The sequence below is a fragment of the Shewanella sp. MR-4 genome, from assembly GCF_000014685.1.
Lineage (GTDB): Bacteria > Pseudomonadota > Gammaproteobacteria > Enterobacterales > Shewanellaceae > Shewanella.
In genome coordinates this window covers 702821-727679 of the sequence record NC_008321.1, presented here as the reverse complement: position 1 = coordinate 727679, position 24859 = coordinate 702821, and the positions used below count along the sequence as shown (strand labels likewise).

The 24859-nt window shown below is 49.2% G+C and carries 21 protein-coding genes; 5 read left to right on the top strand and 16 right to left on the bottom strand.

The genetic code is table 11. The annotated features are described in order from the left end of the window. Window positions 1–63: 63 nt before the first annotated feature. From SHEWMR4_RS03295 to SHEWMR4_RS03255, 9 genes are all read right to left on the bottom strand, one after another. A complete protein-coding gene (locus SHEWMR4_RS03295; protein WP_011621428.1) occupies window positions 64–294 on the bottom strand; it encodes a hypothetical protein in 231 nt (76 codons plus the stop codon). A gap of 118 nt (window positions 295–412) precedes the next feature. Then, on the bottom strand, window positions 413–823 hold the full coding sequence (locus SHEWMR4_RS03290; protein ID WP_011621427.1) for a DUF2391 family protein: 411 nt from the start codon (window positions 821–823) through the stop codon (window positions 413–415). Window positions 824–1039: 216 nt separating this feature from the next. Further along, window positions 1040–1447 carry an OsmC family protein gene (locus tag SHEWMR4_RS03285; protein WP_011621426.1) on the bottom strand — a complete coding sequence of 136 codons (408 nt, stop codon included), beginning with the start codon at window positions 1445–1447 and terminating at the stop codon, window positions 1040–1042. A 343-nt stretch (window positions 1448–1790) separates the two neighbouring features. Then, entirely contained in the window at window positions 1791–2228 is a 438-nt protein-coding gene (locus SHEWMR4_RS03280) for a hypothetical protein (RefSeq protein ID WP_011621425.1), read from the bottom strand. A gap of 171 nt (window positions 2229–2399) precedes the next feature. Further along, complete coding sequence (locus SHEWMR4_RS03275) at window positions 2400–2678, bottom strand: peptidylprolyl isomerase (protein ID WP_011621424.1); 279 nt, start codon at window positions 2676–2678, stop codon at window positions 2400–2402. A 77-nt stretch (window positions 2679–2755) separates the two neighbouring features. Next, window positions 2756–5050, bottom strand: a complete 2295-nt coding sequence (gene mrcB, locus SHEWMR4_RS03270; RefSeq protein ID WP_011621423.1) for a penicillin-binding protein 1B — start codon at window positions 5048–5050, stop codon at window positions 2756–2758. A gap of 77 nt (window positions 5051–5127) precedes the next feature. Beyond that, the gene (hrpB, locus tag SHEWMR4_RS03265) at window positions 5128–7635 is read right to left on the bottom strand and encodes an ATP-dependent helicase HrpB (protein ID WP_011621422.1); all 2508 of its coding nucleotides are present in this window, start codon (window positions 7633–7635) and stop codon (window positions 5128–5130) included. A 169-nt stretch (window positions 7636–7804) separates the two neighbouring features. Next, window positions 7805–9811, bottom strand: coding sequence for a TonB-dependent copper receptor (locus tag SHEWMR4_RS03260; protein WP_011621421.1), 2007 nt, complete (start codon window positions 9809–9811; stop codon window positions 7805–7807). Between the two features lie 206 nt (window positions 9812–10017). Further along, window positions 10018–12204 carry a putative bifunctional diguanylate cyclase/phosphodiesterase gene (locus SHEWMR4_RS03255; RefSeq protein WP_011621420.1) on the bottom strand — a complete coding sequence of 729 codons (2187 nt, stop codon included), beginning with the start codon at window positions 12202–12204 and terminating at the stop codon, window positions 10018–10020. A 169-nt stretch (window positions 12205–12373) separates the two neighbouring features. On the opposite strand from SHEWMR4_RS03255, the gene thpR reads away from it, so the two are divergent. Beyond that, window positions 12374–12946, top strand: a complete 573-nt coding sequence (gene thpR, locus SHEWMR4_RS03250; protein WP_011621419.1) for an RNA 2',3'-cyclic phosphodiesterase — start codon at window positions 12374–12376, stop codon at window positions 12944–12946. Between the two features lie 119 nt (window positions 12947–13065). Here thpR and SHEWMR4_RS03245 read toward each other — a convergent pair whose 3' ends face one another. Next, on the bottom strand, window positions 13066–13845 hold the full coding sequence (locus SHEWMR4_RS03245; protein ID WP_011621418.1) for a tetratricopeptide repeat protein: 780 nt from the start codon (window positions 13843–13845) through the stop codon (window positions 13066–13068). Between the two features lie 422 nt (window positions 13846–14267). Between SHEWMR4_RS03245 and crp the strand changes: the two genes are divergently transcribed. From crp to SHEWMR4_RS03225, 4 genes are all read left to right on the top strand, one after another. Further along, the gene (gene crp, locus SHEWMR4_RS03240; protein WP_011070954.1) at window positions 14268–14903 is read left to right on the top strand and encodes a cAMP-activated global transcriptional regulator CRP; all 636 of its coding nucleotides are present in this window, start codon (window positions 14268–14270) and stop codon (window positions 14901–14903) included. Between the two features lie 82 nt (window positions 14904–14985). Beyond that, complete coding sequence (locus SHEWMR4_RS03235; protein ID WP_011621417.1) at window positions 14986–15333, top strand: PepSY domain-containing protein; 348 nt, start codon at window positions 14986–14988, stop codon at window positions 15331–15333. Further along, a complete protein-coding gene (locus SHEWMR4_RS03230; protein WP_011621416.1) occupies window positions 15314–15988 on the top strand; it encodes a response regulator transcription factor in 675 nt (224 codons plus the stop codon). Before SHEWMR4_RS03235 ends, SHEWMR4_RS03230 begins: the two co-directional genes overlap by 20 nt. After that, window positions 15985–17313, top strand: a complete 1329-nt coding sequence (locus tag SHEWMR4_RS03225) for an ATP-binding protein (RefSeq protein WP_011621415.1) — start codon at window positions 15985–15987, stop codon at window positions 17311–17313. Before SHEWMR4_RS03230 ends, SHEWMR4_RS03225 begins: the two co-directional genes overlap by 4 nt. 130 nt (window positions 17314–17443) lie before the next feature. Here the strand turns inward: SHEWMR4_RS03225 and SHEWMR4_RS03220 are convergent, their stop codons facing one another. The 6 genes from SHEWMR4_RS03220 to SHEWMR4_RS03195 all read right to left on the bottom strand — a co-directional run bounded on the left by SHEWMR4_RS03220 (window position 17444) and on the right by SHEWMR4_RS03195 (window position 24670). Next, window positions 17444–18247, bottom strand: a complete 804-nt coding sequence (locus tag SHEWMR4_RS03220; protein ID WP_011621414.1) for a DUF1338 domain-containing protein — start codon at window positions 18245–18247, stop codon at window positions 17444–17446. A 164-nt stretch (window positions 18248–18411) separates the two neighbouring features. Next, the gene (astD, locus tag SHEWMR4_RS03215) at window positions 18412–19875 is read right to left on the bottom strand and encodes a succinylglutamate-semialdehyde dehydrogenase (protein ID WP_011621413.1); all 1464 of its coding nucleotides are present in this window, start codon (window positions 19873–19875) and stop codon (window positions 18412–18414) included. Between the two features lie 9 nt (window positions 19876–19884). Continuing rightward, complete coding sequence (gene astA / locus SHEWMR4_RS03210) at window positions 19885–20904, bottom strand: arginine N-succinyltransferase (RefSeq protein ID WP_011621412.1); 1020 nt, start codon at window positions 20902–20904, stop codon at window positions 19885–19887. Window positions 20905–21031: 127 nt separating this feature from the next. After that, window positions 21032–22249: an aspartate aminotransferase family protein gene (locus SHEWMR4_RS03205; RefSeq protein WP_011621411.1), complete on the bottom strand. Its 1218-nt coding sequence runs from the start codon at window positions 22247–22249 to the stop codon at window positions 21032–21034. A gap of 308 nt (window positions 22250–22557) precedes the next feature. Then, window positions 22558–23469, bottom strand: a complete 912-nt coding sequence (locus tag SHEWMR4_RS03200) for an alpha/beta hydrolase (RefSeq protein ID WP_011621410.1) — start codon at window positions 23467–23469, stop codon at window positions 22558–22560. 55 nt (window positions 23470–23524) lie between these two features. Continuing rightward, window positions 23525–24670 (bottom strand): HDOD domain-containing protein, encoded by a 1146-nt coding sequence (locus tag SHEWMR4_RS03195; protein ID WP_011621409.1) that lies wholly within the window; start codon window positions 24668–24670, stop codon window positions 23525–23527. Between the last annotated feature and the right edge of the window lie 189 nt (window positions 24671–24859).

Sequence of the window (24859 nt, the reverse complement as noted above, 5' to 3'; positions counted from 1 at the left end):
CGTAAAACTAACAAGGGCAAACCCAGTTTGCCCTTGTAAATCATCTGTCTGCAATCACTGCGACTAAACTCGCTTAAATTCGCGCTTTAACTGAAAACTCTCGTCGGTCACCAGCTGTTCTAACACCTCAACCCGTTCGCGCAGTTTATCAAGCTCAATGCGTAACAGTTGGTTTTCGGCCTGAAGCTTATTACTGACCGAATTGCCGCGCTCGCGGATCTTCATAATCGCGACTGTATATCCGCCGACAATGGCAAAAATAGGGATTAGTAATGCAAGCGTTGCTGCGTTCATAACGGGTCCTTTTCGAATTTATCTCTTAATCCAGTATGTGCAACATAACCTAAATGCACCAGTGACAAAAGTCATGAGTTGTCACCAAGCAGTTGAGCGGCTCTTTATCAAGTCCACGCTATTCCTTATCGAAACTATCCACCACAATCGCCCCCATAGAAGCCGGCATAGTAATCACGATAATCCGTTTAATGGAGGTCAGAGGGTCATCAATAAAGGGCAGCTTATCGAGGCAAAGGAGCACCAAACTCACCACACAGGCGCTAATCAGATAGGCCATAACAATCCGAAAAATAAATACCGGCAGACGGTGACGAATGTTTTGTTGGAACACACTCTGGTAAGTAAATACCCCAAGGAACAGCAGCGACAGACTCAATAACATCAGCAGATTCAGTAGCGGCAAGGTCTCCCCGAGTTGCCATGCCTCCTCCGAAAAACCAATAGGCACGGCGAGCGCAAAGGCGCCGACGCAGACTTGAATCGCATCTTCGGTATTAAAACGGTAGGTATCAAAGTTAAAGCTCATCTCGCCTCCCTGTGATGTCCCTAATTGGTATGGTTGTTATATAGCAATGCGCGCCGTACAACATAGTTAAAGCAATGCTAACAACGACCGATTTTAAAGAGAGAGTTCAAGACTTATCTGAATTCGGCGGCGCGGCATATTACACTCCTGAACCCAAGCATAGTCGAGCTTCACTACCGCACCGTTTAGGCTAGATGTTTGCAATTCCATCTATTTCTAAGTGCCATTCTCACCCACTTCAGCCGAACAAGTAATATTGATTGTTGGACTCAACATAAGGCAAACATGGCAGTGTTTTTCCACGGCCTCTCGGGCCGCAAGCAAAATGTCAGTCTCCCGAAACCCACTGCCAGATACCACAAAGTGTAAGTTTGCCGATTTATACAAACGAGGCTCTGATTCGGTTAGGGTAAACGTAATATTGTTTTGTAGACTCTCAACCTCAAAGCCTTGCTCTTGCAGCAATGAAACAACATCTGTTGCACTGCATGAACCCAAAGCCGACAATAACACTTCCGTTGGACAGGGAGCTTGCTGACTCGTAGCGTCGACATTCAGCGTAAAGCCGCCTTCAGTTAACACTTTAAAACGATAATCACCATCCCACGCAATATTAATACTCATACATCCCTACCACTCTTGCAGATCGAGTAAATCTGTCATCCATTTTAAATCAACAACATAATGCACTATCGATTTATCTACAACTTGTTCGAGTTAAATGGCTTAAACTAGAACCATCACTAATCGCTTGGACTGCGTCTAAGACATTCAATTGAGCTAACGCCTTCAAAAGAAATCTCACTTCGGGACAAAAGCACGTTAGTTTTTTACTCTAAGTCGTTGGCTTTAGCTTTAGACTTTTATGGATAACCCCCATACTTAGGGGGGGAAGAATATGGGCCGTATTCGCCAAGCGGCCCCATATTTTTTCCCTGCATTCGAAGGGAGCGACTAGATCAGATTATTAGCTTTTCGCTGGTCCAAAATAATCAAACAAGCGATTCCTTTGCTCTTTATTTAACGCGTAGTAACTAAACTCTATATGTTCGCCGTTAGCCTCTAATAGCTGTATTTGCTTTGGATACTGCGAGGTAACTTTATAGCCACAATATGAAGCTTTATCTATCTTCTGGACTTCTTCATAGGTCGAAACAAGAATTTTCTGGTCGTCTATTATGATTGAAAATGAATCAATTTTTGAATTCCCAGTGTTGAAGATAAGTAACCATACGGGAATGAGAATATTCACCGCTAGAAAAACAATAAACATCAGTAAAAAAGTATATTGATCACTTTTTGAACCAACTATGGTGAGTAATCCTAATTGTGGGAGGAGTAGTGTCAACGCAGTCTTATAGAGCCTGTCGAGAATGCTCTGCAAATTTGTTTGTTTTAAATCCATTTATACATACCAGAAGCTAACGTCTTATTAGTGCGTATGCGCGTTTATCTCGTGAGAACACAGGAAACGCGCACAGTTAACTATTTTTTGAAAATAAGCCTTTAGATTGATGTTTAGATGCAGTTTAATGCGTCGATAAGTCAGCTTATTTACTCAATCAACGCAACCTGATTAAGTGCGATACAGCACCTTCACTACATGCCAACCAAACTTGGTTTTGACGAGATGTAGCACCAGCAGTTCACCGGAAAAAGCGACTTTATCGAACTGAGGCACCATCTGCCCACGCTTGAATTCACCGAGATCGCCGCCCTTTTTCGCCGACGGACATGAGGAATAGCGCTTGGCTAACGCGCCAAAATTCGCGCCTTTATTCAATTGCTTAATAATATCTTCCGCCTGCTCTTTGTGTTTAACAAGGATATGCACTGCGGCTGCGGTTTTATACATCTGGTACTCTCTTTTTAAAAGACAGCGGTGCCATTTTGCTGCACCGCTGTTATCGCTTTACCTATCAAGAATAAGTATTACTGACCTAAAATCTTCTGCCACCACTGCAACGGCTCACCGCAGTTTTTCGCAGGATTATAGGTACCTCTAAGGGCTGGCAATGCCTCGGTATTGCGGCATCCCGCCTCCTTAGCTTCACCGGTATCACGGTCAAAGTAACCTTGGATCACGCCCGTTGGCGGAATCGAGCGTAGCCCAATCGGTGGACGCTCCTTCAAGAAGGCTTGATACACCGCCATCGCGCCACTGCTACCGTAGAGGCTGGTCTTGCCGTTATCGTCGCGTCCGACCCAAATCGCCGCGACGTTACGCTCATCAAAACCCGCGAACCAAGAGTCGCGGCTATCGTTACTGGTACCGGTTTTACCCGCCAGTGCTACGCCTGGGAAGGCATTGCCTAAACGTGTTGCCGTACCCGAGCGCACCACTTGCTGCATAGCATATTGCACCAAGAAATCAGTATCCGGCGTAATGGCTTGCTCCTTCGGTGAGCGTGTAACAGGTAATGGCTGATTGTGACTATCGAGCACCGCCGTGACCGTAGTGAGTTTACGATAGGCGCCACTATCGGCCAGTGTCTGATAAACCTGCGCCACCATCAAGGGCGAACCATTCACGGCGCCCAATAACATAGAGGGGTATTCGTTAAGCGGCTCTTGCCAGCCAGATTTCGCTAGTGTGGTTGCCACCGCATCCACCCCCACGGCAATCCCGAGGTTCACCGTAGGTACGTTCATCGACTTTTTCAGCGCCGTTAATAACGAGACTTGTCCGCTAAACTTCTTATCAAAGTTCTGCGGTGACCAAGTTTTGCCCTGCTCATTCTTTAGGGTAATCGGCTGATCTTTAAGTGGCGAAGCCAAGGTAAACTGGCTATTCGGTGCCAATGCGGTCGCATACACAAATGGCTTGACGAGCGAGCCTATGGGTCTGCGGATCTCAACCGCGCGGTTATAACCATCAAAGCCTGGCGTCTTATCACCGACCATAGCTGCGATACCGCCAGTGTATTTGTCTGTAACCACCATACCAATCTGCAACGACTTATTGCCTTTATCTAAGCTCTTAAAGGTTTGAGTCACGGCGATTTCGGCGGCTTCCTGCGCCATTGGATCGAGTGTGGTGTAAATCTTCACTCCAGATTGTTTTAATAACGCATCACCATAGCGCTCGTTAAGCTCTTGTTTAACCAAGGCATAAAATGCAGGTAGCTTTTGATGCACTGGTTTATTGGCGTTACGTAAGCCTAAGGGCGACTCTACCGCCACCTTGTATTGCGCGGTGCTCAGTTCACCCGCTTCCATCAAGAGACGCAGCACTAAATCGCGACGCTCTTGGCTGCGCTCAGGATAACGCCATGGGTTGTAATAGGAAGGTCCCTTAATCGCCGCCACTAAAAACGCTTGCTGCGCCGTGGTTAGCTCGCCGATGGGTCGACCAAAATAGAACTGTGAAGCCAGCCCCATCCCATGCACGGCGCGGGATTTATCTTGCCCCATATACACTTCGTTGAGGTAGGCCTCGAGGATTTCTTCCTTGCTATAACGAAAATCGATAATCACCGCCATTAAGGCTTCGCGAATTTTACGCAGCAAAGAGCGTTCGCTCGAGAGGAAGAAGTTTTTCGCCAACTGCTGGGTGAGTGTCGAGCCGCCCTGCACAGTTCGCCCCGCACTGATATTCACAAAAGCGGCGCGCAGAATCGCGAAGGGGTTGACCCCGTGATGCTCGTAAAAACTGCGGTCTTCCACCAGCAGCAAGGCTTTTACAATCGCCTTGGGCATTTCTTCTGTGGGGACAAACAATCTGTCTTCGCCGTCACCCGCAATAATGCGGTCGAGCAAGACAGGTTCTAAATGGAATATCGCCAACTGGCGCTTATCTGACATACGCGCAATCGAGCTGATCCCATCGCTGTCGAAGCTAATCATCACCCGCTGCTCGGCCTGATCGCCCTCAGGATGTAAGAAGGGACGACGCCATAATTCGATTTTGGTGCTGGATGCCGAGAACTCACCGACCTCACGGGGATTGGCAACTTTGCGATAACCTAAGAGTTTGAGTTCGGCCATTAACTGTGGATGACTTACGGCAGCGCCGGGATATAAGGCCATCGAGCGGCTAAATACCTGCGCGGGTAAGTGCCATTTTTGCCCCTCAAACTTGCGGGCAATAATTTGATCGAGGTAAATACTGTAGAAGGTCACAACGGCTAGGCCGATTAAGGCTAGTTTCCAAGTGAGCGACCACATTTGCCCTAACAGGCCACGGCTGCGCTTCGCTTTCGCTTTTTTTGTCGTCTTAGTTGTCATATCTACTTCATCATTTATGCGTTAACGGCATCAGTCACAGGCACAACACAAGGTTGTAAATCAAAGCAGTCTAAAGGCTATGACTGAGATAAACCTAAGGTTTTCTTCTTGGTAAATTTTGTGGGCTGCGTATTGGCAGGGTCGTCCGGCCACAGGTGTTTAGGATAACGCCCACGCATTTCTTTTTTCACTTCCACATAGGGCCCTTGCCAAAAACTCGCGAGATCCGCTGTTAGAGCCAAGGGGCGCTGCGCCGGTGACAGCAATTCCATCGTCACCTTCAGCTTACCTTGAGCCAGTAGCGGGCTGTCAGCCATGCCAAAGGTTTCCTGCAAACGTACCCGCAGCAAGGCTCGCCCCGAGGCATCGTACAATATCGGCGCGAAGGTGCCCGTGGCTAACGGCCATGAGGTGGGCAGCAGCGCATCGAGCGCCTGCTGCTGCGACCAAGTTAATTGGTTTACCAGCAAACTAAAGCAATCGAGTTTTTGTAATTGCGGCAGATTATTCACATTTTCAAGGTAGGGCGCCAGCCATGTTTCAAGGTTTGCCAGCAGCGCGGTATCGCTCATATCCGGCCAATCGGCATTCGGATCTAAATCGCGCGCTAACTGTAATCGAGCCTGAAACTGCGCTAAGTTATCGTGCCAATTAAGGATTTGTAACCCCTGCTGACGAATGTAACTCAGTAATGCCGCCACAATTTGGCCGCGATTCGGATTAGCGATAGCCTCTGATTTCAATAAAATCTGCCCGACTTTGGTTTGGCGTTCGGCCACAGCGCGGCCCTTGGCTTCATCCCAGCCGCATTGGTCATAACGCTCCACCAGCTCGGCCAATTCCTCATCGAACAGACTTGGCGATAATGGACTAGCGAGATAAATCCGCCCGGCATTCTTACCTTCGGTTTCTTGAAAATCAGCCACCACCAGCCAAGGCGTTTGCGCTAAGGCATCTTCGGCGTTGAGCACCACGCCCGTACCATTGGCCAATTGATACCCCTCAACGCCACGGGATTTGGCAATCCGGTCTGGATAAGCCAGCGCCAACAGCAAACCGACATCCTGATGATGGGCATGGGAGGCGATGGCCACTAAATCGGCCTGAGTACATTGCTTATCTAGCGCCAGCTTTTTAAGCCATTGTTTGGCCTGCTGCCCCGCACTGCCTTGGGTGGCAAAGTGCAAATAATTCATGATATCTGCGCCTTTGCGTGGCAATCCCCGCGCTTCTAAAATCCCCGCCAGTAAACAGGCTAAGGCCGCCAGTTGATGTTCATCGCGAGATTTGGCCACCAATAACATATGGGCGAGGCGCGGATGACACCCCTGCTCATAGGCCGCTTTGCCATGCGCAGTCAGCTTGTTTTGTTCATCGACCATGCCTAAACGCTGAAGCAGTTGCCAAGCTAATGCCTCGTTCACCGTGGGCGGCGCAGTCAATAACAGTAAGTCGCTGAAGGATTTCGCGCCCCAGTAGGCACAGTCGTGGGCCATGGCGACTAAGTCGGCTTGGCTGATTTCGGGCTCATCGGCCTTGAGCAGACGTTGATGCTCCTCTTGGCCCCATAAACGGATACACTCGCCAGCCGCTAAACGCCCCGCACGGCCAGCACGCTGGGTTGCCGAGGCTTGGCTGATGCGCTTAAGGCTTAAACGTGTCACCCCAGTTTTAGGATTAAAGCTGGCTTGGCGTTTATAACCGCTGTCGATAACAAGGCCAATGCCCTCGATGGTCAAGCTCGACTCGGCCACGTTGGTTGAGAGCACAATTTTGCGCCTACTGCTATCGGCCTTTATCGCCCTGTCTTGTTCCTGCGCTGATAGCTCGCCATAGAGTGGGCACACCGCCACGTGACTGCTATCGAGGCGCTCTTCTAGATACTGCGCCACTCGGAGGATTTCGGCTTTACCGGGCAAAAACACCAAAATATCCTGTGGCCCCTTATCGCCTACGGATGTCGCGGCATCGAGCACAACGCGGCTCAGATGATCGAGCCAATGCTGCTGCCCAGCAACGGGGCGATAAAATATTTCGACCGGGAAACTGCGCCCCTCACTCTGTAGCAGGGCGGCATCGGGCATCAACTCGGCCAATGTCAGGCCAGATAAGGTTGCCGACATGGCGAGGATTTTTAAGTCATCCCGTAGTGAGCTTTGCACTTCGAGCGCCAAGGCTAAACCGAGATCTGTGGTCAAATGTCGCTCGTGGATCTCGTCGAAAATGATCATCTCGATGCCTGTTAATTCAGGATCTTGCTGGATCATGCGAGTTAAAATCCCTTCGGTGACAATCTCAAGTCGAGTCTCACCACTGACCTTTGACTCGCCGCGTACGCGATAACCTACCTCTTGCCCTACCGCCTGCTGCCGACAACTGGCAATAAATTGCGCCACGCTACGGGCGGCCACACGCCGAGGTTCCAGCATTAAAATCCGCCCAGAAATCTCAGGCCAATCCAGCATGGCTAAGGGCAATGCGGTCGATTTACCCGCACCCGTTGGCGCTTCGAGGATCACTTGCGCATGTTTCGCAAAGGCATCGCGCAGGGATGGCAATAAGGAATGAATGGGTAGATTGTTCAATGCAACAGTATCAGCAGATAAAAATGATGGGGAAGTTTAACATAGGCCTTAGGCAGTGTCCCTCCTGCGGCCTTAGCTTTGATACGTCGCAGTTTGGCATTGGCTTGCTAAAAATAGCATCGCCCCGACAGCAAGACTCTCGGGGCGCCAATAGTACAAATAAGCCGAGTTAGAACTGATAGGTCAGCTTGGCCCATAGATTACGGCCCGGCTCGTTGACCCTAAACATGGCCTCACTGCCCGGCAGATCGTTCCCCGTGCCCGCCTTACTCACATGCTCGGCATAGGCGGTATCAAACAGGTTTTCGACACCCAAAATTAAGGATAAATCCTTGTTATACGACCAAGAAGCATTGAGCGCCAAGGTACCAAAACCGCTGCTCGTGCCTAAGTCTTGCCCCACGATATTGCCATGGCCTAAGGTGTAGCGGTCTTGCGCGGCCACCACTCGCCACTGCGCCGCCATGGTCCAACGTTGCCATTGGTAGTTAACGGTTAATCTGGCCTCTAACGGCGATATTTGCCCAAGCGCCACCTTGTCGGTATCGTTTTCGCCATGGGTATAACTCACCGTGAGTTGGCTCGACCACTGCTCATTCAGCGCATAATCTAGACTGGCCTCACCACCGTAGAGACTCGCATCAATATTACGGGCAAGGGTGGCTTGGCCGCTGGAATCAATCAGAATATAGTCCGCAATCTCACCATAGAAGAGTGACACCGAAGCCTCGACAGGCCCCTGATAAATCCAACCTATATCGAACTGATTGGTGGTTTCCGCTTTCAGGTCAAAGGCTTTTTGTGCGGGGTTATCGGCGCTAGCCTTCATAATCTCCCAATAATCCGGCATCCGCTGCGCCGAGCCAAAGCCTGCATAATATTGGTGCTGCGCGGTTTGAAACTCATAACGCAGGTATCCGCTGTAGAGGGTATCGTCCCGCTCGCCCTGCTGAGCAATCAAGAGCTCGCTATTCCAGTCGTCTAGCCTCAATCCAGCGTGCAAGCTACTGCTGCCTAGGTCACTCGCTTCAAAACGATAGCGGGACTCAGCAAACAGCCCATAGTTTTGATAGCGCATATCCTCTTTAAAGGGTTTATTGAGTAAGTCGTCTAAGCCGACATCGCCGGGCGCCATGCTGCGACCATCGTGTTTGCTCGACATATAATCCAGCCCAAGAGTCACATCCAGAGCATCGAGTGGCGCTAACTCGAACCACAAATGGCCGCCCTCCGTCATCCGCCGCACATTGGCACCTGAATTAACCCCTTCATCGAACCTATCCATAATGTGGTCGTTTTTATTGCTAAAGGCTTGCAATTCGACCGCCGTTAACCAACTCGATTCAAACTCGTGTTGTAGCAGTAGCGCCGCATCACGGTTATCGATTTGACGCGCCTTGTTTAACCTGTCGGCATACTCGGCTTCGCCGCTCGACTCACCGTAGGCCAGTTCAAGTACAGTGCGCTCTGTCGGTGTCCACCCCAAGGCAAGATTGGCGTTTTGCCGATCGTAACTCGATTGTACTTTGTTGCCATTTCCATCTTCATAATGATCACTACTGGATTGATTCATATCGAAATCAAGGTAGTAATTCTTATCCCCAGCGCTCAGCTCCACCATGGCATCTCGCCTATCGAAACTGCCGCCCGTAGCGCTGGCCCGTCCTTCAAGATCCGCTTGGTTAAAGCGATGGCGGTTTTTCTCAAATAGAATTGTGCCCGCAGTGCCGACAGGGCCGTACTTCACCGTCTGTGGCCCTTTGATTACCGTTATCTGATCGTAGCTTTCGGGATAAATATAGTTTGTCGGTGGGTCCATACGTCCACCACAGGCGCCATACACATGCTGAGCATCATCGACTATGTTTAAGCGCGAGCCGCCCAGCCCCCTAAACATAGGGTCGCCACCTGAACCGCCTTTGCGGGTGATATTAAATCCAGGGATAGAGCGTAAAAATCCCGAGCCATCGTAGGCAGGCAATGGCAAACGGTTCTGTTTAGGATCGCTCACTAGATGGACAGGCTGGCGCATTACATCGCCAGATACTCTTAGATAATCCTGACATTTTTTATCTTCACCACAATCGCTCGCCTCAGAAGACCAGCCTAATTGAGGTACAGCGGTGCCCAGCACTCCCGCTAAAATAACGGCTAATTTGATAGGTTGATACAGCACGATATTCCCCTACATATTGTTTTTAATGATTTTTGTGGGGGTATTGTTGTTACTGGCTAAGGAAGCGCAATCAAAACTCGGCTGGGCGCGACAATCTGTCGCAGCCCAAATGGCGAGGGATCACAATTAAATAAATAGTGGTAAATGAGTCGCTTAGCCGTTAAGAATTGCAGATTTGCGAAAACTCAGCGCAAGATAACCTAAAGTTAGCGTAGCCAAGGTTCGGCCAAGCCAGAGGTTAAAGTCAGTAACGGCATAGGCTTGTTGATGGCATAACCTTGGGCATAATCCACGCCTAGGCTTTTTAACTTAGTGGCAATTTCGGTGGATTCAACAAACTCCGCCACTACATCGAAGCCCATATCTTGCCCTAACTGGCAAATGGCTTTAATGATGGCTTGGTCGGCCTCATCCTCGCAGAGATTAATCACAAACTGGCCGTCGATTTTGACATAATCCACGTTCAAGCGTTTAAGGTAGGCAAAGCTTGAGAACCCCGCGCCAAAATCATCCAACGCGAGTTGACAGTTTAATGGCCTCAGCACTTCAATCAATTTAGTGGCCTGATCTAATTGGCTCACCGCGGCGGTTTCGGTGATCTCAATGCAGAGCTTATCCACCAGCTCAGGTTCGGTCATCAGGCGCATTTCGAGCCAATTCATAAACTCGCTGTCACCTAACGAGGTCGCCGACAGGTTGACCGAGACCAACTCCAGCTGTTGCCAAATATCCAAATGGCTACTGCCCCACTTCAGCAGATTATCGATCACCCACAAGTCGACCTTGGCCGCCAAGTTGTAACGCTCCGCCGCGGGGAGAAAGATCGCCGGCGAAACAATAGTGCCATTGGCCTGCACCATCCGCAGTAGCACCTCTAAATGCAGGCCGGATTCTTCGCGACTTAACGGGGCAATGCTTTGGAAATACAGCTCAAATTGATTTAGCGCGAGGGCGCTGACGATATCGACTGAGGCCATCATCTCGGTATACAGGCGGGTCATTTTAGGATCTTTGGCACTGTACAAGTGCCAGCCATTGCGGCCCTTATCCTTCGCGAGACGACAGGCCGCATCGGCCTGACTCATCACAGTGTAAATATCCGTCGCAGACTTTTCGAGCTTAGCAATCCCCATGCTGACACTGACATTGTGGCAACGGTTTTCCCAAATAAACTCGTGGGTCGCTAACTGAGTGCAGATCCGATTAGCGATATGCTGCGCCGAATCCACATTGCAATAATGCATTAAAATCCCAAACTCATCGCCGCCCAAACGCGCGACAATATCCCCCTTACGAACCAATTGCTTGAGACGTAATGCAAGCTGGCACAGTAATTTATCACCGGCTTGATGGCCGCTCACATTGTTGATCACCTGAAACTGATCGACATCGATAAAGGCAACGCAGGTGGGCATCTCATCTTTGGTTTGCAGCAGATTTTCGAGCAAGGCCTCAAAATGCAGCCGATTCGGTAACCCAGTCAAAGCATCATAATTGGCATGGAAGGACAGCTCATCGGCGAGGCGATATTTTTCACTGACATCCTCGGCAATCATCACTAGGGTATCTTTATTGCCGTGAATTTGGCTAAAGCTCAGCCTCAGCCAATCCAACTGCAGGTTAGATTTTAAGGGTAACTCACACCAGGCTTGCCCCAATACGCCTTCGCGCACCATGTGCAGCGTGTCGGTGAGCATGGCATGCTCCTCTTCGCGCACCATGCTGAATAAATCGTATCCATGCTGCACCGGCAAGGTTTGCAACGCGACTTTGTTCAGCATGGTCAGTTGGTTCTGTTTATCGAGCAGGGCGCAGGCTAAAGGCAATTGATTAAAAACTTCGCGATATTTGTGCTCACTGGCCAACATATCGTGGGCGATACGGGTCAGTTCCATCGCCGAGCCAATCATCACAGCCGCATGTTGAAATTCCCGAATAAACTCCGCACTCCATTCACAGCATTCCGAGCAATTGACCGCGCCGAGGGCGATACGGGTTTCGCCAAACACTACAGGCGGTAACACCAATAGGCTTTTAACGTTCCAATCACGAAGTAACGCCCGCTCCGCTTGAGCCTCCGCGGGCAAGGTATCGACATCGGGAAGATTCAGCAGTGTGGGGGTTCTCACTAAGGAGCGAAAAAACGGCATACGCGCGAGCGGCCAGACCCGTGTCTGTTGGCCCTGGCTAAATTGCGGTTTTAAATACAGATTACGGGTACGTAGATGGTCTAGGGCTAAACTGCCCGTCAGCACAAATACCCCATCACAATGCAACTGCAGCGTGATGGCCTCTAGGGCTTGGTCAACATTTTGCTCTAGGGTTTCTAGCGGCGTTTCGCTAAAAATCGTCACTAATGCCTGTTGGAGTGGATTTGCTAAACCATCTGACATGAAAAGGGATTTCCTTACCTACAATTCCATTTAAGGTATTATTTCTACGCTGACCTCGGATAAACTCAAGTCGTCGAAGTCCATCATGGGACTAGCGCAGAAATATCTGTATTACCAAACAAAAGCATAGCTTATGTTTGGCATTTGAGCAGCTGATGGAGATAAACAGGTGTTACAACGACTCTTCCTTGGGTTTGCCCCCACAAGCATACAGCGGCAACAACTGCTGCAATTGCAGCAAAGCTTGGCACCGCATTTAGCGCCACATGCTAAACCCGTCATCCAAAGCAATTTACACTTAACCCTCGCCTTTTTAGGACTCACGAATCCGACTCAAGTGGCGCAGTTGCTCGACGGTGTCGATAAGCTGGCTAAACCAAGATTCAGTGTCACGCTGGATAGCATCGCCGTGTGGCCTAAGGCGCAGGTCTGTTGTTTAAAGGGCGATAGCATCAGTCCTGAGTTAGCCCTCTTAACATCTCAGGCACAGGATTTAGCCCAACAGTTACAGTTGCACCTGAGTGAGCATCCGTTTCGGCCCCATATCAGCTTGTTTAGAAAGGCAAAGCCGTCAGGCATCTTGGCGAGTGAGCTAACGCTTAAGGAGTTGGTACTGCAGAACGTCATCCAAGCTTCGATGCTTGAACTCACGCTCGCACCCGAGCAGCTGCATTTGTATCTTTCCGCCAGTGGCGGACGCGGTGTGGAATATCAAATCTTACATTCTTGGCCGCTCGCATAAACCCAATCCGCTAACGCGAATAAGTAATGCACCAGAAGTAATCTGTAAAAATAATCCATAAAAACAATCAGCCCGAGCATGGCTCGGGCTGATAACAAGACAAGCTACCACAGACGAAGTTAATCGAGTAAACGCAAGGTCTCACGGTAAGCGCGCTTTTGCTCATAGCTGTGCAGACGCTGCTGAAACTCGTCAGTCTTAGCGGCTTCGGCCGTCATCTTTAAGGCAGCTATCGCTTTTTGCTGGGTCGATACCGCGGCGCCAAAATCACCGACTTCGGCATAGGCGGCCGCCAAGTTATCGAGGTTGGTAGGGTCGTTCTCGTTCACTTTCAGCAGCTGCAAGGATAATTCGAGCGCTTTATTACCATCGCGATATTCGGCTTCGGGGCAAGTCGCTAAAATCCACGCCACATTGCCAAGGGCAACATCATCCCCCACGCGGGTAAATTGCTCCACGGCTTTACCGCAGTTACGCGCAATGCCATCGCCACCCGAGGCATAAATAAAGCCTAAACGGAACTGCGCCCAGCGATTACCACGCTCGCCCATATCCTTATACCAACGTTCGGCCACGGCTAAGTCACGCTTTACTAGCTGCCCCTCAAAGGAGAGATCCGCTAAGGTTTGCTGCGCCTTTTCGTGTTGCTGCTCGGCGGCAAGGGTCATCCAATGTAATCCGGTCGGCACTTCTTGCTGTACATAACGTCCAGAGAGAAACATCAGCCCCAGTAAAAATTGTGCGTCGGCATCGCCCTGCTCCGCCTGCACTTGAATGTGCACAAATTTACTCGCCGCGACTTCATTGGCTGGCTGTGGAATAGAAAATGCGTGCGCGGCAGCACTCATCCCTAGGGATAAAGTGAATCCGGCGCCTAAAACCCATCGTCTGTATTTCACCTGGTAACCTCTTTACGAAAAACAACCGCGCCCTCAAGTTAGCCTGAATTATTCCCATAAGTCGAGCCTAAATAGGCGTAATCGAACCTATATTAAATAGAAATAACCCTTAAGGGGCAGCAATTATCCCATTCCTTTGATTCATTAGTCGCAATTGAGGTTATTTTCTTCGCAAAAAACCTTAAAAGCCTTTATAAGATGTGATTAACTCTACAGAGTTAAGTGAATCCAGTGAGTTTGGCACCGATTTAGTTGACTAATATCACTAAAGTAGCAAAATAAGCTCTAATTTTAGGTGGTTAATTGCATTTATTCACTCATTCTAAACTAAGAGGTGTATCAAGTTTTTATGAGTGTAATTGACGTAAAATGCTTATTTAGAATATTCTTACTTTCGTTTTAATCAATCGAGGAACATCGACATGGCTCTGATTGGTAAGCCAAAACCAGACCCAACTTTGGAATGGTTTTTATCACACTGTCACATTCACAAGTATCCCGCTAAAAGCACCTTGATCCATGCTGGTGAAGACTCAGATACCCTTTATTACATCGTAAAAGGTTCTGTAGCGGTATTGATTAAAGATGAAGAAGGTAAGGAGATGATCCTTTCTTATCTTAATCAAGGCGACTTTATCGGTGAGTTAGGATTGTTCGAAGAACAAGCTGAACGTACTGCTTGGGTTCGTGCGAAACAAGCATGTGAAATTGCTGAAATCTCTTACAAGAAGTTCAAGCAATTAATTCAAGTTAACCCCGAAATTCTGATGAAGCTATCGGCTCAAATGGCATACCGCCTACAAAGCACTAGCCAGAAAGTGGGTAATTTAGCGTTCCTCGATGTGGCTGGCCGTATTGCCCAGACATTGTTGCATTTAGCTAAACAACCCGATGCGATGACTCACCCAGACGGCATGCAAATTAAGATCACTCGCCAAGAAATTGGTCAGATCGTCGGTTGCTCCCGCGAAACTGTGGGTCGTATCTTAAAGATGCTTGAAGAGCAGAATTTGATCCAAGCACACGGTAAAACCATTGTGGTATATGGTACCCGTTAAGATAGACTTCAGCTTGATTTAAGCCTGTTTCATTAAAGTGGCCTAGCATAAAATCTAGGCCATTTTTTATTGGGGAGCATAAATGAAACGGCTGTTTTTTATCTGTTTTTTCAGTCTGTTTACGCTGGTGCATCCAACAATAATTCACGCCGAACCGATTGAATTAGAACATTATCAAGCCAAGGCTTTGGTCAATTCCGGGCAAATTTTATCACTCAATGGCACCCTTGCCGTGGTCAATCAATTTTGCCAAGGCGAACTAATTGACGCCCATCTCTATCAAGAAGATCATAAATGGCGCTATGATTTACAAATCAAAGTGCAACGCGGCCAAATAGTGAATCTGAGTATTGATGCCACCAATGGTCAGCTCGAACACTCCACCGCACTACCGAGCGAATGTCGAAAACATGAAACTGCTACTCGTTGAAGATAATCCGATGTTGGTCTCCGAACTGGAGAAGCAACTCAAACAGGCTGGCTACGTTACCGATATTACTGACAAAGCAGTTGAAGCCGATTACCTCGTTAAAGAAACCCAATACGACTGCGTGATCTTAGATATTGGCCTCCCCGACGGCAATGGACTGGAATTACTCGAAGGCTGGCGTAATCAAGGCATTAGCACGCCAGTTATCATGCTGACAGCCCGTAGCCAATGGCATGAAAAGGTCGAAGGCTTTAATGCCGGCGCCGATGATTATTTAGGTAAACCCTTCCATGCACAGGAATTACTGGCGCGTATCCAAGCGCTTATCCACCGCGCGCACGGCCGATTAAATAATCCCAGTAAACAGTTGAGCTATGGTGGCGTCACCTTAGATGAAGCCGAGCAGACGGTGAGCGTTGGCGAACATTTATATGAGTTGACCGCCATGGAGTTCAGGCTGTTAAAAATCTTCCTCATGTCGCCTAAGAAGCTGTTATCTAAGGCACAGCTGACGGACAAGCTCTATCAGTTTGACGATGAGAAAGAGAGTAACGTGGTTGAAGTTTACGTGACTCACCTGCGTAAAAAACTCGGCAAAACCGCGATTGAAACCCGCCGCGGCCAAGGTTACATCTTCCACGGCCTGACTGCATGATCTCCATTCGCACTAAGCTCAGTTTATGGTTAACGAGCTTATTAGTGTTAGGCACAGTGATTGGACTCATATTGTTTGAGTCCATGCTGCGCCAAGCGTTTCACGACTCCATTATCAACCGCTTAGAAGAAGATCTTGAGCACATCATGTTGGCGACCCATATCAATAATGGGGAGATCAATATCGATCAGAGCCAACTGTCGAGCTTCTACCGCCCCGCCTATTCGGGGCGTTATTTCCAGCTCAACCTGCCCAATGAAGTGATCCGTTCCCGCTCCCTGTGGGACATGCAGCTCGATATCGAACCTTTGGCGCCAAACCAGACCCGCGTCTGGCAGGCAAAAGGGCCGAAAAACAATGATATGCAGCTATTATCCCTAGGGCTGAACTCCAGCAGCGCCAATGTCACCGCCACCCTAACGGTAGCGCAGGATTTGAGTATCGGCCGGCGCGTGTTTAGCGAGGTCTATGGCACTAAGCTTGGGATTAACCTCGCCATGTTAGTGGCCATGATCGCGGGGATCTTCTTGATCCTGCGTCAATCCTTTAAACCGGTAAAACAGATCCAACACGCGCTCTCACGCCTGCAGGAAGGCGAGATTAACGCCTTAGAGCTGAATAACATTCCGCCCGAAGTGCAACCGCTAGCCAAGACCTACAACGAGTTATTGGAATACACCGCCAAGCAAATTGAGCGTAGCCGCAATAACTTAGGCAACTTAAGCCATGGGTTAAAAACCCCACTGGCGGTGATGCAGCAACAGGTTGAAGCCTTGGGGCTTAAAGATCCCGACACCGCCATGGCGCTGCAACAGCAACTCGACGCTATCCATAAAATGGTCGAGCGTAAACTTGCTGCGGCGCGGATCACCGGTGATATGTTACCTGCCGCCCAGTTAGTAGTACCGAGGGATCTTCACAGCCTCGCCAATACCCTCAACAAAGTGCATAGAAGCAAAAGCATCAATTGCGACTTTGAGCTCGACCCCAGTATCCAGCGCCTGCCCATCCATAGGGAAGATGGCATGGAGCTCTTAGGGAATCTGCTCGATAACGCCTTTAAATGGGCGGGCAGCCAAGTCGCGGTCAAACTGTGGAAGGCGCAAAACAAACTCTGCCTTAGCATTGATGATGATGGCCCAGGTGTTGCTGACGATGAACTCGATAAACTCACCCAAAGAGGTACACGCCTCGATGAATCCGTTATGGGTCATGGCCTAGGGCTATCGATAGTGAAAGAGATTGCCGAGCAATATGGCATTGAGCTTAAGTTTAAGCACAGCAGCCATTTATCCGGTCTCAGTATTGAACTAGTCTTTGGCTAACGAGTGCTTAGCTAACCAGTGCTTAGCGAGCCAACTATTTGCTCTGAGTGTCGCTCTAGAGCCGCCAATAGAAAACGCCATCGAACGATGGCGTTTTTGTTTCAGATGAGTCAGCAACCGCCTTAATTCATTAGGCCTTTTTCGCGTTGGTACTCTCAAAAATCTTATCGGCTGATGCGGCCACGAACCCAGTGTACAGCTCGCCATTCGCCTTGGGGTAACGCAGGGCAAATTCATAGAAACAGCTTGGGATCTCAACCGTTGCATCGCTAAATTCTACGGCGATTTTATCGGCCATGGTCGATGATTGTTCCAGTAACACCTCTGGCGAACCTTTGATTTCGCCACCTGAACTATTCAGCACAAAGCCCGCTTGCTTAAGCGCATCGTTTACAGACTCTAATGTCTCGAAGCCCTCGAGGTGATTGATAGAGACTGTAAAATGATTAGCCCGGTAGCCAAAGGCCGCCACCCAAGCCGCATATTCGCTCTCTTCGAGCAGCGTCTCATAGGTCTTAGCATCCAGTGACCAATGGCGACCCGAATAAATAAAGTTATCCGCTTTCGTCGCTTGCTCATCCACTTGGGCAATTAAGCCTTGGATGGTGCTTTGCAGTGATGGGCTAAATTCTTCCACCAATAACTCAGAAATAAACACCTTAGGTTGAGTCGCATCTGGGTGCTCAAAATGCTTAGCCACCAGCTTTTTCTGTTCAAACTTATAATCACCACAAGCCACATAACCTAAAGAGGTAAAGTGCTCGGCCAATACGGCTAAATTCACCTTAGCGATGTTAAAAGTACGCAGGGCGATATGGTCGTTGATAATTGGCTTGCCGTGACCGAGTAGCTCGTGCACCTTGGCCGCAGATGGGGTCATTTGAATATAGTCTTGCCAGAGGGCGGCAAATAACGCATTGATATCTGTGTGCATAAAAACTCCTTTTATTGTGCTGCGACTATAGTGCGTATTGTTTTGCCGCTCGCACTCAATGTAACGACCCTAGCCACTTGCTGCACAACGGCGCTCAGTAGCAGCCCAAGTAACGTTACTGCTTGTGATGAAAAAGGAAGAACCTAGGTTCTTCCTCAATGATGTCATTCTAAACTTAATCCTGGGCTTAAACTTGCGGGTAAGCTCACCGCATCCGCCTCAACGGAGGCAACGGGGTAAGCACAGTAATCAGCGGCATAAAATGCACTCGCCCTGTGGTTACCTGAAGCGCCTACACCACCAAAGGGCGCAGCACCTGAAGCACCAGTGATCTGCTTGTTCCAGTTCACAATCCCCGCACGAATGCGGGCGAGGAAATACTCATAATCATCACGACTATCGGCCAAGATACCCGCAGACAAACCATAACGGGTTTGGTTAGCAAGCTTAATCGCCTGATCAAAATCGTTGTAGCGCACTAATTGCAGCAATGGTCCGAAGTATTCCTCATCGGGTAACTCGCTCACCGCAGTCACATCGATAAGTCCGGGTGAGACTAAGCCCGTTCCCGCCTGCAAATGAGTGAGTTCAACCAGCGACACTCCGCCTAAGTTCTGCAAGTTAGCCTGCGCCGCGACCATACCTTTCGCTGCACCTTCGGAAATCATTGAGCCCATAAATGGCTGTGGCTGCGCGTTCCAAGGACCGACTTTAATCTGCTTCACTGCTTCAACCAGCTTGGCGACTAAGGCATCGCCCTGCTCGCCTTGCTCAACATAGAGCCTGCGGGCACAGGTACAACGCTGGCCAGAAGATATATAAGCCGATTGCAGAATATCGTGCACCGCCGCTTTAATATCGGCGACGCCTTTAATAATCAGCGGGTTATTACCGCCCATTTCTAAGGCGAGGATCTTACCCGGATGACCCGCATATTGCTGATGCAACAGGTGACCAGTGCGAGAGCTACCGGTAAAGAACAGGCCGTCGAGTTGTGGGTGCGACGCCAGCGCCTTACCCGTATCGACTTCACCTTGCACTAAGTTGATAACACCCGCAGGCAGACCCGCCTTTTCCCACAGAGAAACCATTAACTCGGCCACTTTTGGGGTCAATTCTGAGGGCTTAAACACCACGGTATTGCCCGCAAGCAGCGCTGGCACTATATGACCATTGGGTAAATGCCCTGGGAAGTTATAAGGCCCAAACACAGCAACCACACCGTGCGGCTTATGGCGCAGTACTGCACGCCCTGCTGGCGTGTCATTGGCCTCAGTGCCGGTACGCTTGTTGTAAGCTGTGGCCGACAGGCCAATCTTACCAATCATGGCAGCGACTTCAGTTGCCGTTTCCCATTGAGGTTTACCGGTTTCTTGAGCGATCGTTTCGGCTAATTCGGCTTTGTTCGCTTCGAGTTGACTGCGATAGGCTTCGACTATCTTTAAACGCGCATCAAAACCTAACATAAACCAATCGAACTGAGCTTCACGGGCGGCATCGACGGCGGCATTGACTTGCTCAGCCGTCGCCGTTTGGCCGCGCCAAATGATTTCGCTATTTGCTGGGTTGCTAGAGGTCATATCATGACCCTTGCCAGCTTGCCACTGGCCTTTAATAAAATGTGTCATTTGCTATTCCTACATTGCCAAAATACGGATTTGATCGCCTTTTGCGAGTAACAAACCCTCGGCGAGTTCTGGACTAATTACCACCTGCTCAGTTTTGTCATCGACAGCAAGACAAGCGGAGGTCGCACGGTAATTGGCTAATTGAGTGTTAGAGACAATAAATTGCTTATCGGATTCAGGCATTTCACCAATATCTACGGTCAGCAGACGGCTCTCTCGCACGGCGCGGATATCCGTGAGACGGCACTCCACCGTTGGACCCCCATCGAAAATATCCACATAACCACGGCATCTAAAGCCTTCCGCCTGCAACAGACTCAAGGCAGGGCGCGTATTGGTGTGCACTTCGCCAATTACTTTTTGCGCTTCTTCGGGCAGCAAGCAAACATACACTGGGTTGCGGGGCATCATCTCCGCCATAAAGGCTTTTTTGCCAAGACCCGACAGGTAATCTGCCTGAATAAAATCAATGCCTAAGAAGTTTTTCTGCAACCAGCAGTAGAAGGGAGAATTGCCATCGGAATCGCTCACGCCACGCATTTCGGCAATCACTGTCTCACCAAAGCGTTTAGCGTGCTGCGCCAAAAACAGAAAACGGCTGCGGGACAACATCCGGCCATTGTTCCCTTTGCGATAACCTTCACGCAAAAACAGGGTACAAAGCTCGGCGGCGCCAGTGTAATCGTGGCACAGGGTTAAGGTTTCCACCTCGTTGCGAACTTCGATTTGCTCAGAATGATAGACCTCAGTCCCGAGGCGGTAGTGGTAGAAGGCATCTTCCATACCCACGGCGGCTTCAATGGCACAGGTACCGACCACTTCACGGGTCGCGGTATCCTCGAGCACCATCAAATAGCCTTCATCGAAGGGCTTATCAATCACCTTAACGAATGAGGCTTCTGCGCGGGCAATTTTATGCCTTAGCAAATCGGCATTGACTGGCAACGAGGTAAAGCCATGGCCAGATTCTTCGGCGATTTGATATAGAGATTCAAAATCGCCTGCCTGAATAGGACGTATGATTAACATCTTAGTGTCTCCTCACTTAAGCTTGCTGTGCAACAAGGCGCCTATCTTGAAAAAGACAGGATGGATGCACGCAAGTATTCCCTGACAAAAAAGGAGTGCGAATAAGATTCAGCACTCCTTTGGTCGCTTAGGCAGCAGCGATGCTCGCCACAGCACGCTCAAAACGTGCTAGGCCTTCTGCAATATCTGCCTCAGGGATCACCAGTGAAGGAGCAAAACGTACCACGTTAGCACCCGCCATCAGGCTCATTAAGCCTTCAGCAACAGACGCTACTAAAAAGTCACGTGAACGACCTTGGTACTGTTCGTTTAGAACCGCCCCTAACAGCAAGCCTTTACCGCGAATTTCAGAGAAAACATGATATTTTTCATTAATTTTGTTCAGACCATCGCGTAACAACTGCTCGCGATGTTTCACACCGTTCAAGACTTCTGGTGTGTTAACCACGTCTAATACCGCGTTACCGATAGCACAAGCTAATGGGTTACCACCGTAGGTTGAACCGTGAGTACCCACTTTCAGGTGCTCAGCGATTTCTGCGGTCGTCAGCATAGCTGCGATAGGGAAACCGCCGCCCAGCGCTTTAGCCGTGGTCAGGATATCCGGTACTATGTCGGTGCCCATGTAAGCGTAGAGTTCACCAGTACGGCCTACACCGGTTTGTACTTCGTCGAAAATCACCAGTGCGTTGTGCTTGTTGGCCAGTTCGCGAACCGCTTTTAAGAATGCAGGATCGGCATCAATAATACCGCCCTCACCCTGCAGTGGCTCAAGCATAATGGCGCAGGTTTTATCCGATACGGCCGCTTCTAATGCCGCAACATCGTTATAAGGTAAGTGGGTGATGCTTTGTGGTTTTGGACCAAAACCATCTGAATAGGCCGCTTGACCGCCAACGCTCACGGTGAAGAAAGTACGACCGTGGAAGGCTTTATCGAAGGCGATGATTTCATCTTTCTCTACGCCGAATTTTTCTAAGGCATAACGACGAGCTAATTTCAGTGCCGCTTCGTTGGCTTCGGCACCAGAGTTAGCAAAATACACACGCTCAGCAAACGTGCTGTTAACCAACTTAGTCGCAAGCTCAAGCGCCGGCTCGTTGGTCATCACGTTAGACAGGTGCCATAATTTTTCGCCTTGCGTTTTTAAGGCATTCACTAAGGCTGGATGACAGTGACCTAAGCAATTTACCGCGATACCGCCGGCAAAATCGATAAACTCGTTACCCTCTTGATCCCATACTCGGCTTCCTTCGCCACGTACAGGAATTACGGCAGCTGGCGCATAGTTAGGCACCATAACCGCATCAAACTGGGCACGATTCAACTTCATATCAACGCTCATTCTTCTTCATCCTTTGTTTAAATGTAACGGCCTCGGGAGCCGTCTGAGTCCCCAACGTATCTTTATCTTGAGTTAGTGATACAGGGTATGCTTGTGTCTATTAATAGCCATTATTAGCGAAATTGTGATCAAAATACCAGTTTTTCACAAACAACATTCGCCATGCTTTGGGTCAAAGTGCATAAAGATTGTAGTTTAAGAACTATGCAAGCGTTTACGCCAGAGGCCTTTAGCATATTTAGTCAGAAAAAAAGTTATTTACCCCTATTTTTGCTAGCTATTCACTGAATATGAATAACTACACAATTTTAACGAATCAGCTGTGAAAGCACAAAATCTGCAATTTGTTCCCTCGCCTCAATCGCTTCTGGCAACAGATGGAACAGGGGAAAAACATGGGGCATGTTGTGATAAAAACGCGATTCTACCGCACCACCACAGGCCTTAATTTGCATAACCAGTCGTTCTGAATCTTGTAAAAGCAACTCGCGCGTACCGGCAATCACTAAGAGTGGCGGCAAGTCAGCCAAGTTCCCCTGTAAAGGTGAAACCCGTTCAGACATAGGATTCGCCCCGGCAAGATAAGCGCCGCGCAGCCGCAAAAGCGACTCAATGGTAAAGAACGGATCGTCCGCCCCTAAAATCAGCTCGGTATCGCCGGTAATGGCTAAATCGAGTGCGGGTGACAACAACACACAGGCTTTAGGCATAGGCAGATGGCGCTTTTTCAGTTCGAGCAACAGACTCAAGGCTAAATTGCCGCCGGCAGAATCGCCCATCAACACCAGATTATCGCTGCCTTTCAACTCAATTAAGTGCAGATAAGCCTCGAGCACATCGTCACAGGGCGCGGGATACGGATGCTCCGGCGCTAAACGATAATCTGGGATAAACGTATCGAGGCGACAACGTTCACTGATATCGGCCACCAGTCTTGCGTGGGCATGGGGAGTTTTAAAACAAAATCCGCCGCCACGAATGTAAAACAGGTTGCCCAAACGCGGCGTGTCATTCAGCAGCACATAATGCAACAGGGTAGAATGTTGTAAGGTAATCGAGGCCGTAACGAGTTTTTCGGGCCACGGCAACCAGCGCTTATCCAGCTCTAATAAGCGTTGTCTCACTTGATTTAGGGGGAGCTTGGCTTTACCACGGCTGATGGATGGCCGTGCCACATAGGATAAAATAGTATTTAATACAGATGCTTGCCAGCTTGGCATTTCCCGTCCTCCACATCAGTGCCGCAATAGGACACCGATGGGAACGGCGTGCAGATCACAGCAGATCCAACTTCCGATAATTCTGTGCTTTTAGGCGCAGCACTTCCTGTTCGCTCAGCTCGTAATAATCGAACATTAAGCGTTTTTCCTGCGGCTCGATTTGGCGCATCTCCTCGAGCAACAGCACCTTAGCATAACAATTCGCCCGTGCCACTATGGCGGCTGGCATAGAGAGTTCGCGGTAAGTTAAGGTTTGGTCTAGCTCCTTTAACAACAGGGTTAAGGGGCTATGCTCAAATTTCAGTAACTCTAATAGCTGCCAATTGAGTTTGTGCCCGTGAGCCAGCACTTGCTCAAATACCGCCTTGGCCGGAAACTCAGTGGCAATCACCGCATCATACACTTCTTTATCGCGACTCGAGCTGGCCTCGCGGATCCAATTGCCCCAAGTTTTATCAAATAAACGCGCACTCAAGCTAAGCACAACCGAGGTGCCTAACTGATTCATTAATGCACCACTATAAACTAAGGCTGAGTCAGTATTATGAAGCTGCGCTAATGCATTCGCTGCAATGCCGCTAACGATGCTGTAGCGCCACAGCTTGCGGGTGGTCCAGAGCAACTTAGCGTTGCCACTGGGCAGCCAATTACGCAGGCAAAAATAAGGAATAATGGTGCGCAGGTTTTCGATGCCAATGTAATTCATCACTAATTTGATATCAGTAACGCGCACATCGGAACTTTGCGGACGCCGTGCCCGAAATGCCGGGCTATTGACCATATTGGTTAAATCGCGGCATAACCAGCTCAAATTACTGATTAAAGGTCTTAACCGCGTCGCATCTAGGTTTTTGGCCAGCAAAAGCTCGAGCAACAGGATCTGTGACTCGTTAATCTCCGACTTTGCCAGCACTAACTCTGGGGATGCCAGTTGATGCTCAATGGCATTATTGACTGTTTCGGTGAGTTGATTTGAGATGGCCTCAAAGACTTCACGGGCCTGAATTTGTTTGAGTAGCCGCGACAGAATCGCCTCTCGCTCGACATCGAGCTTATTAGCATCGGCTTCAAGCTCTCGGTCTAAATCATCCAATAAGGTAGGACCGGCTTTTTGCTTACCGAGAATAAGTTGCTGATAGAGCCTATGTTCTATCTCTATAATTTTGCCGGGTCTAACGCCGCCCGCTACCGATATCGCCACAGTTTATCTTTCCTATCTCGCCCGTGCTAAGTGGCGCGCATACGCTAAAATCGTTAAAAACATGACAATTTCAGCATATAGGTTAAATCTTGGCAATAAGCAAACCGCTTACTATTTTACAGTCCAGATTGGATTCACAGACGCTGAAATCCACACAACAAAAAGGCCTCATATTGAGGCCTTCATATT

Bases quoted from the DNA above. Each gene is read 5' to 3' on its own strand.
- SHEWMR4_RS03295 (WP_011621428.1), bottom strand. From the start codon at position 294: ATGAACGCAGCAACGCTTGCATTACTAATCCCTATTTTTGCCATTGTC.
- SHEWMR4_RS03290 (WP_011621427.1), bottom strand. From the start codon at position 823: ATGAGCTTTAACTTTGATACCTACCGTTTTAATACCGAAGATGCGATT.
- SHEWMR4_RS03285 (WP_011621426.1), bottom strand. From the start codon at position 1,447: ATGAGTATTAATATTGCGTGGGATGGTGATTATCGTTTTAAAGTGTTA.
- SHEWMR4_RS03280 (WP_011621425.1), bottom strand. From the start codon at position 2,228: ATGGATTTAAAACAAACAAATTTGCAGAGCATTCTCGACAGGCTCTAT.
- SHEWMR4_RS03275 (WP_011621424.1), bottom strand. From the start codon at position 2,678: ATGTATAAAACCGCAGCCGCAGTGCATATCCTTGTTAAACACAAAGAG.
- mrcB (WP_011621423.1), bottom strand. From the start codon at position 5,050: ATGACAACTAAGACGACAAAAAAAGCGAAAGCGAAGCGCAGCCGTGGC.
- SHEWMR4_RS03255 (WP_011621420.1), bottom strand. From the start codon at position 12,204: ATGTCAGATGGTTTAGCAAATCCACTCCAACAGGCATTAGTGACGATT.
- crp (WP_011070954.1), top strand. From the start codon at position 14,268: ATGGCTCTGATTGGTAAGCCAAAACCAGACCCAACTTTGGAATGGTTT.
- SHEWMR4_RS03235 (WP_011621417.1), top strand. From the start codon at position 14,986: ATGAAACGGCTGTTTTTTATCTGTTTTTTCAGTCTGTTTACGCTGGTG.
- SHEWMR4_RS03230 (WP_011621416.1), top strand. From the start codon at position 15,314: ATGAAACTGCTACTCGTTGAAGATAATCCGATGTTGGTCTCCGAACTG.
- SHEWMR4_RS03225 (WP_011621415.1), top strand. From the start codon at position 15,985: ATGATCTCCATTCGCACTAAGCTCAGTTTATGGTTAACGAGCTTATTA.
- SHEWMR4_RS03220 (WP_011621414.1), bottom strand. From the start codon at position 18,247: ATGCACACAGATATCAATGCGTTATTTGCCGCCCTCTGGCAAGACTAT.
- astD (WP_011621413.1), bottom strand. From the start codon at position 19,875: ATGACACATTTTATTAAAGGCCAGTGGCAAGCTGGCAAGGGTCATGAT.
- astA (WP_011621412.1), bottom strand. From the start codon at position 20,904: ATGTTAATCATACGTCCTATTCAGGCAGGCGATTTTGAATCTCTATAT.
- SHEWMR4_RS03205 (WP_011621411.1), bottom strand. From the start codon at position 22,249: ATGAGCGTTGATATGAAGTTGAATCGTGCCCAGTTTGATGCGGTTATG.
- SHEWMR4_RS03200 (WP_011621410.1), bottom strand. From the start codon at position 23,469: ATGCCAAGCTGGCAAGCATCTGTATTAAATACTATTTTATCCTATGTG.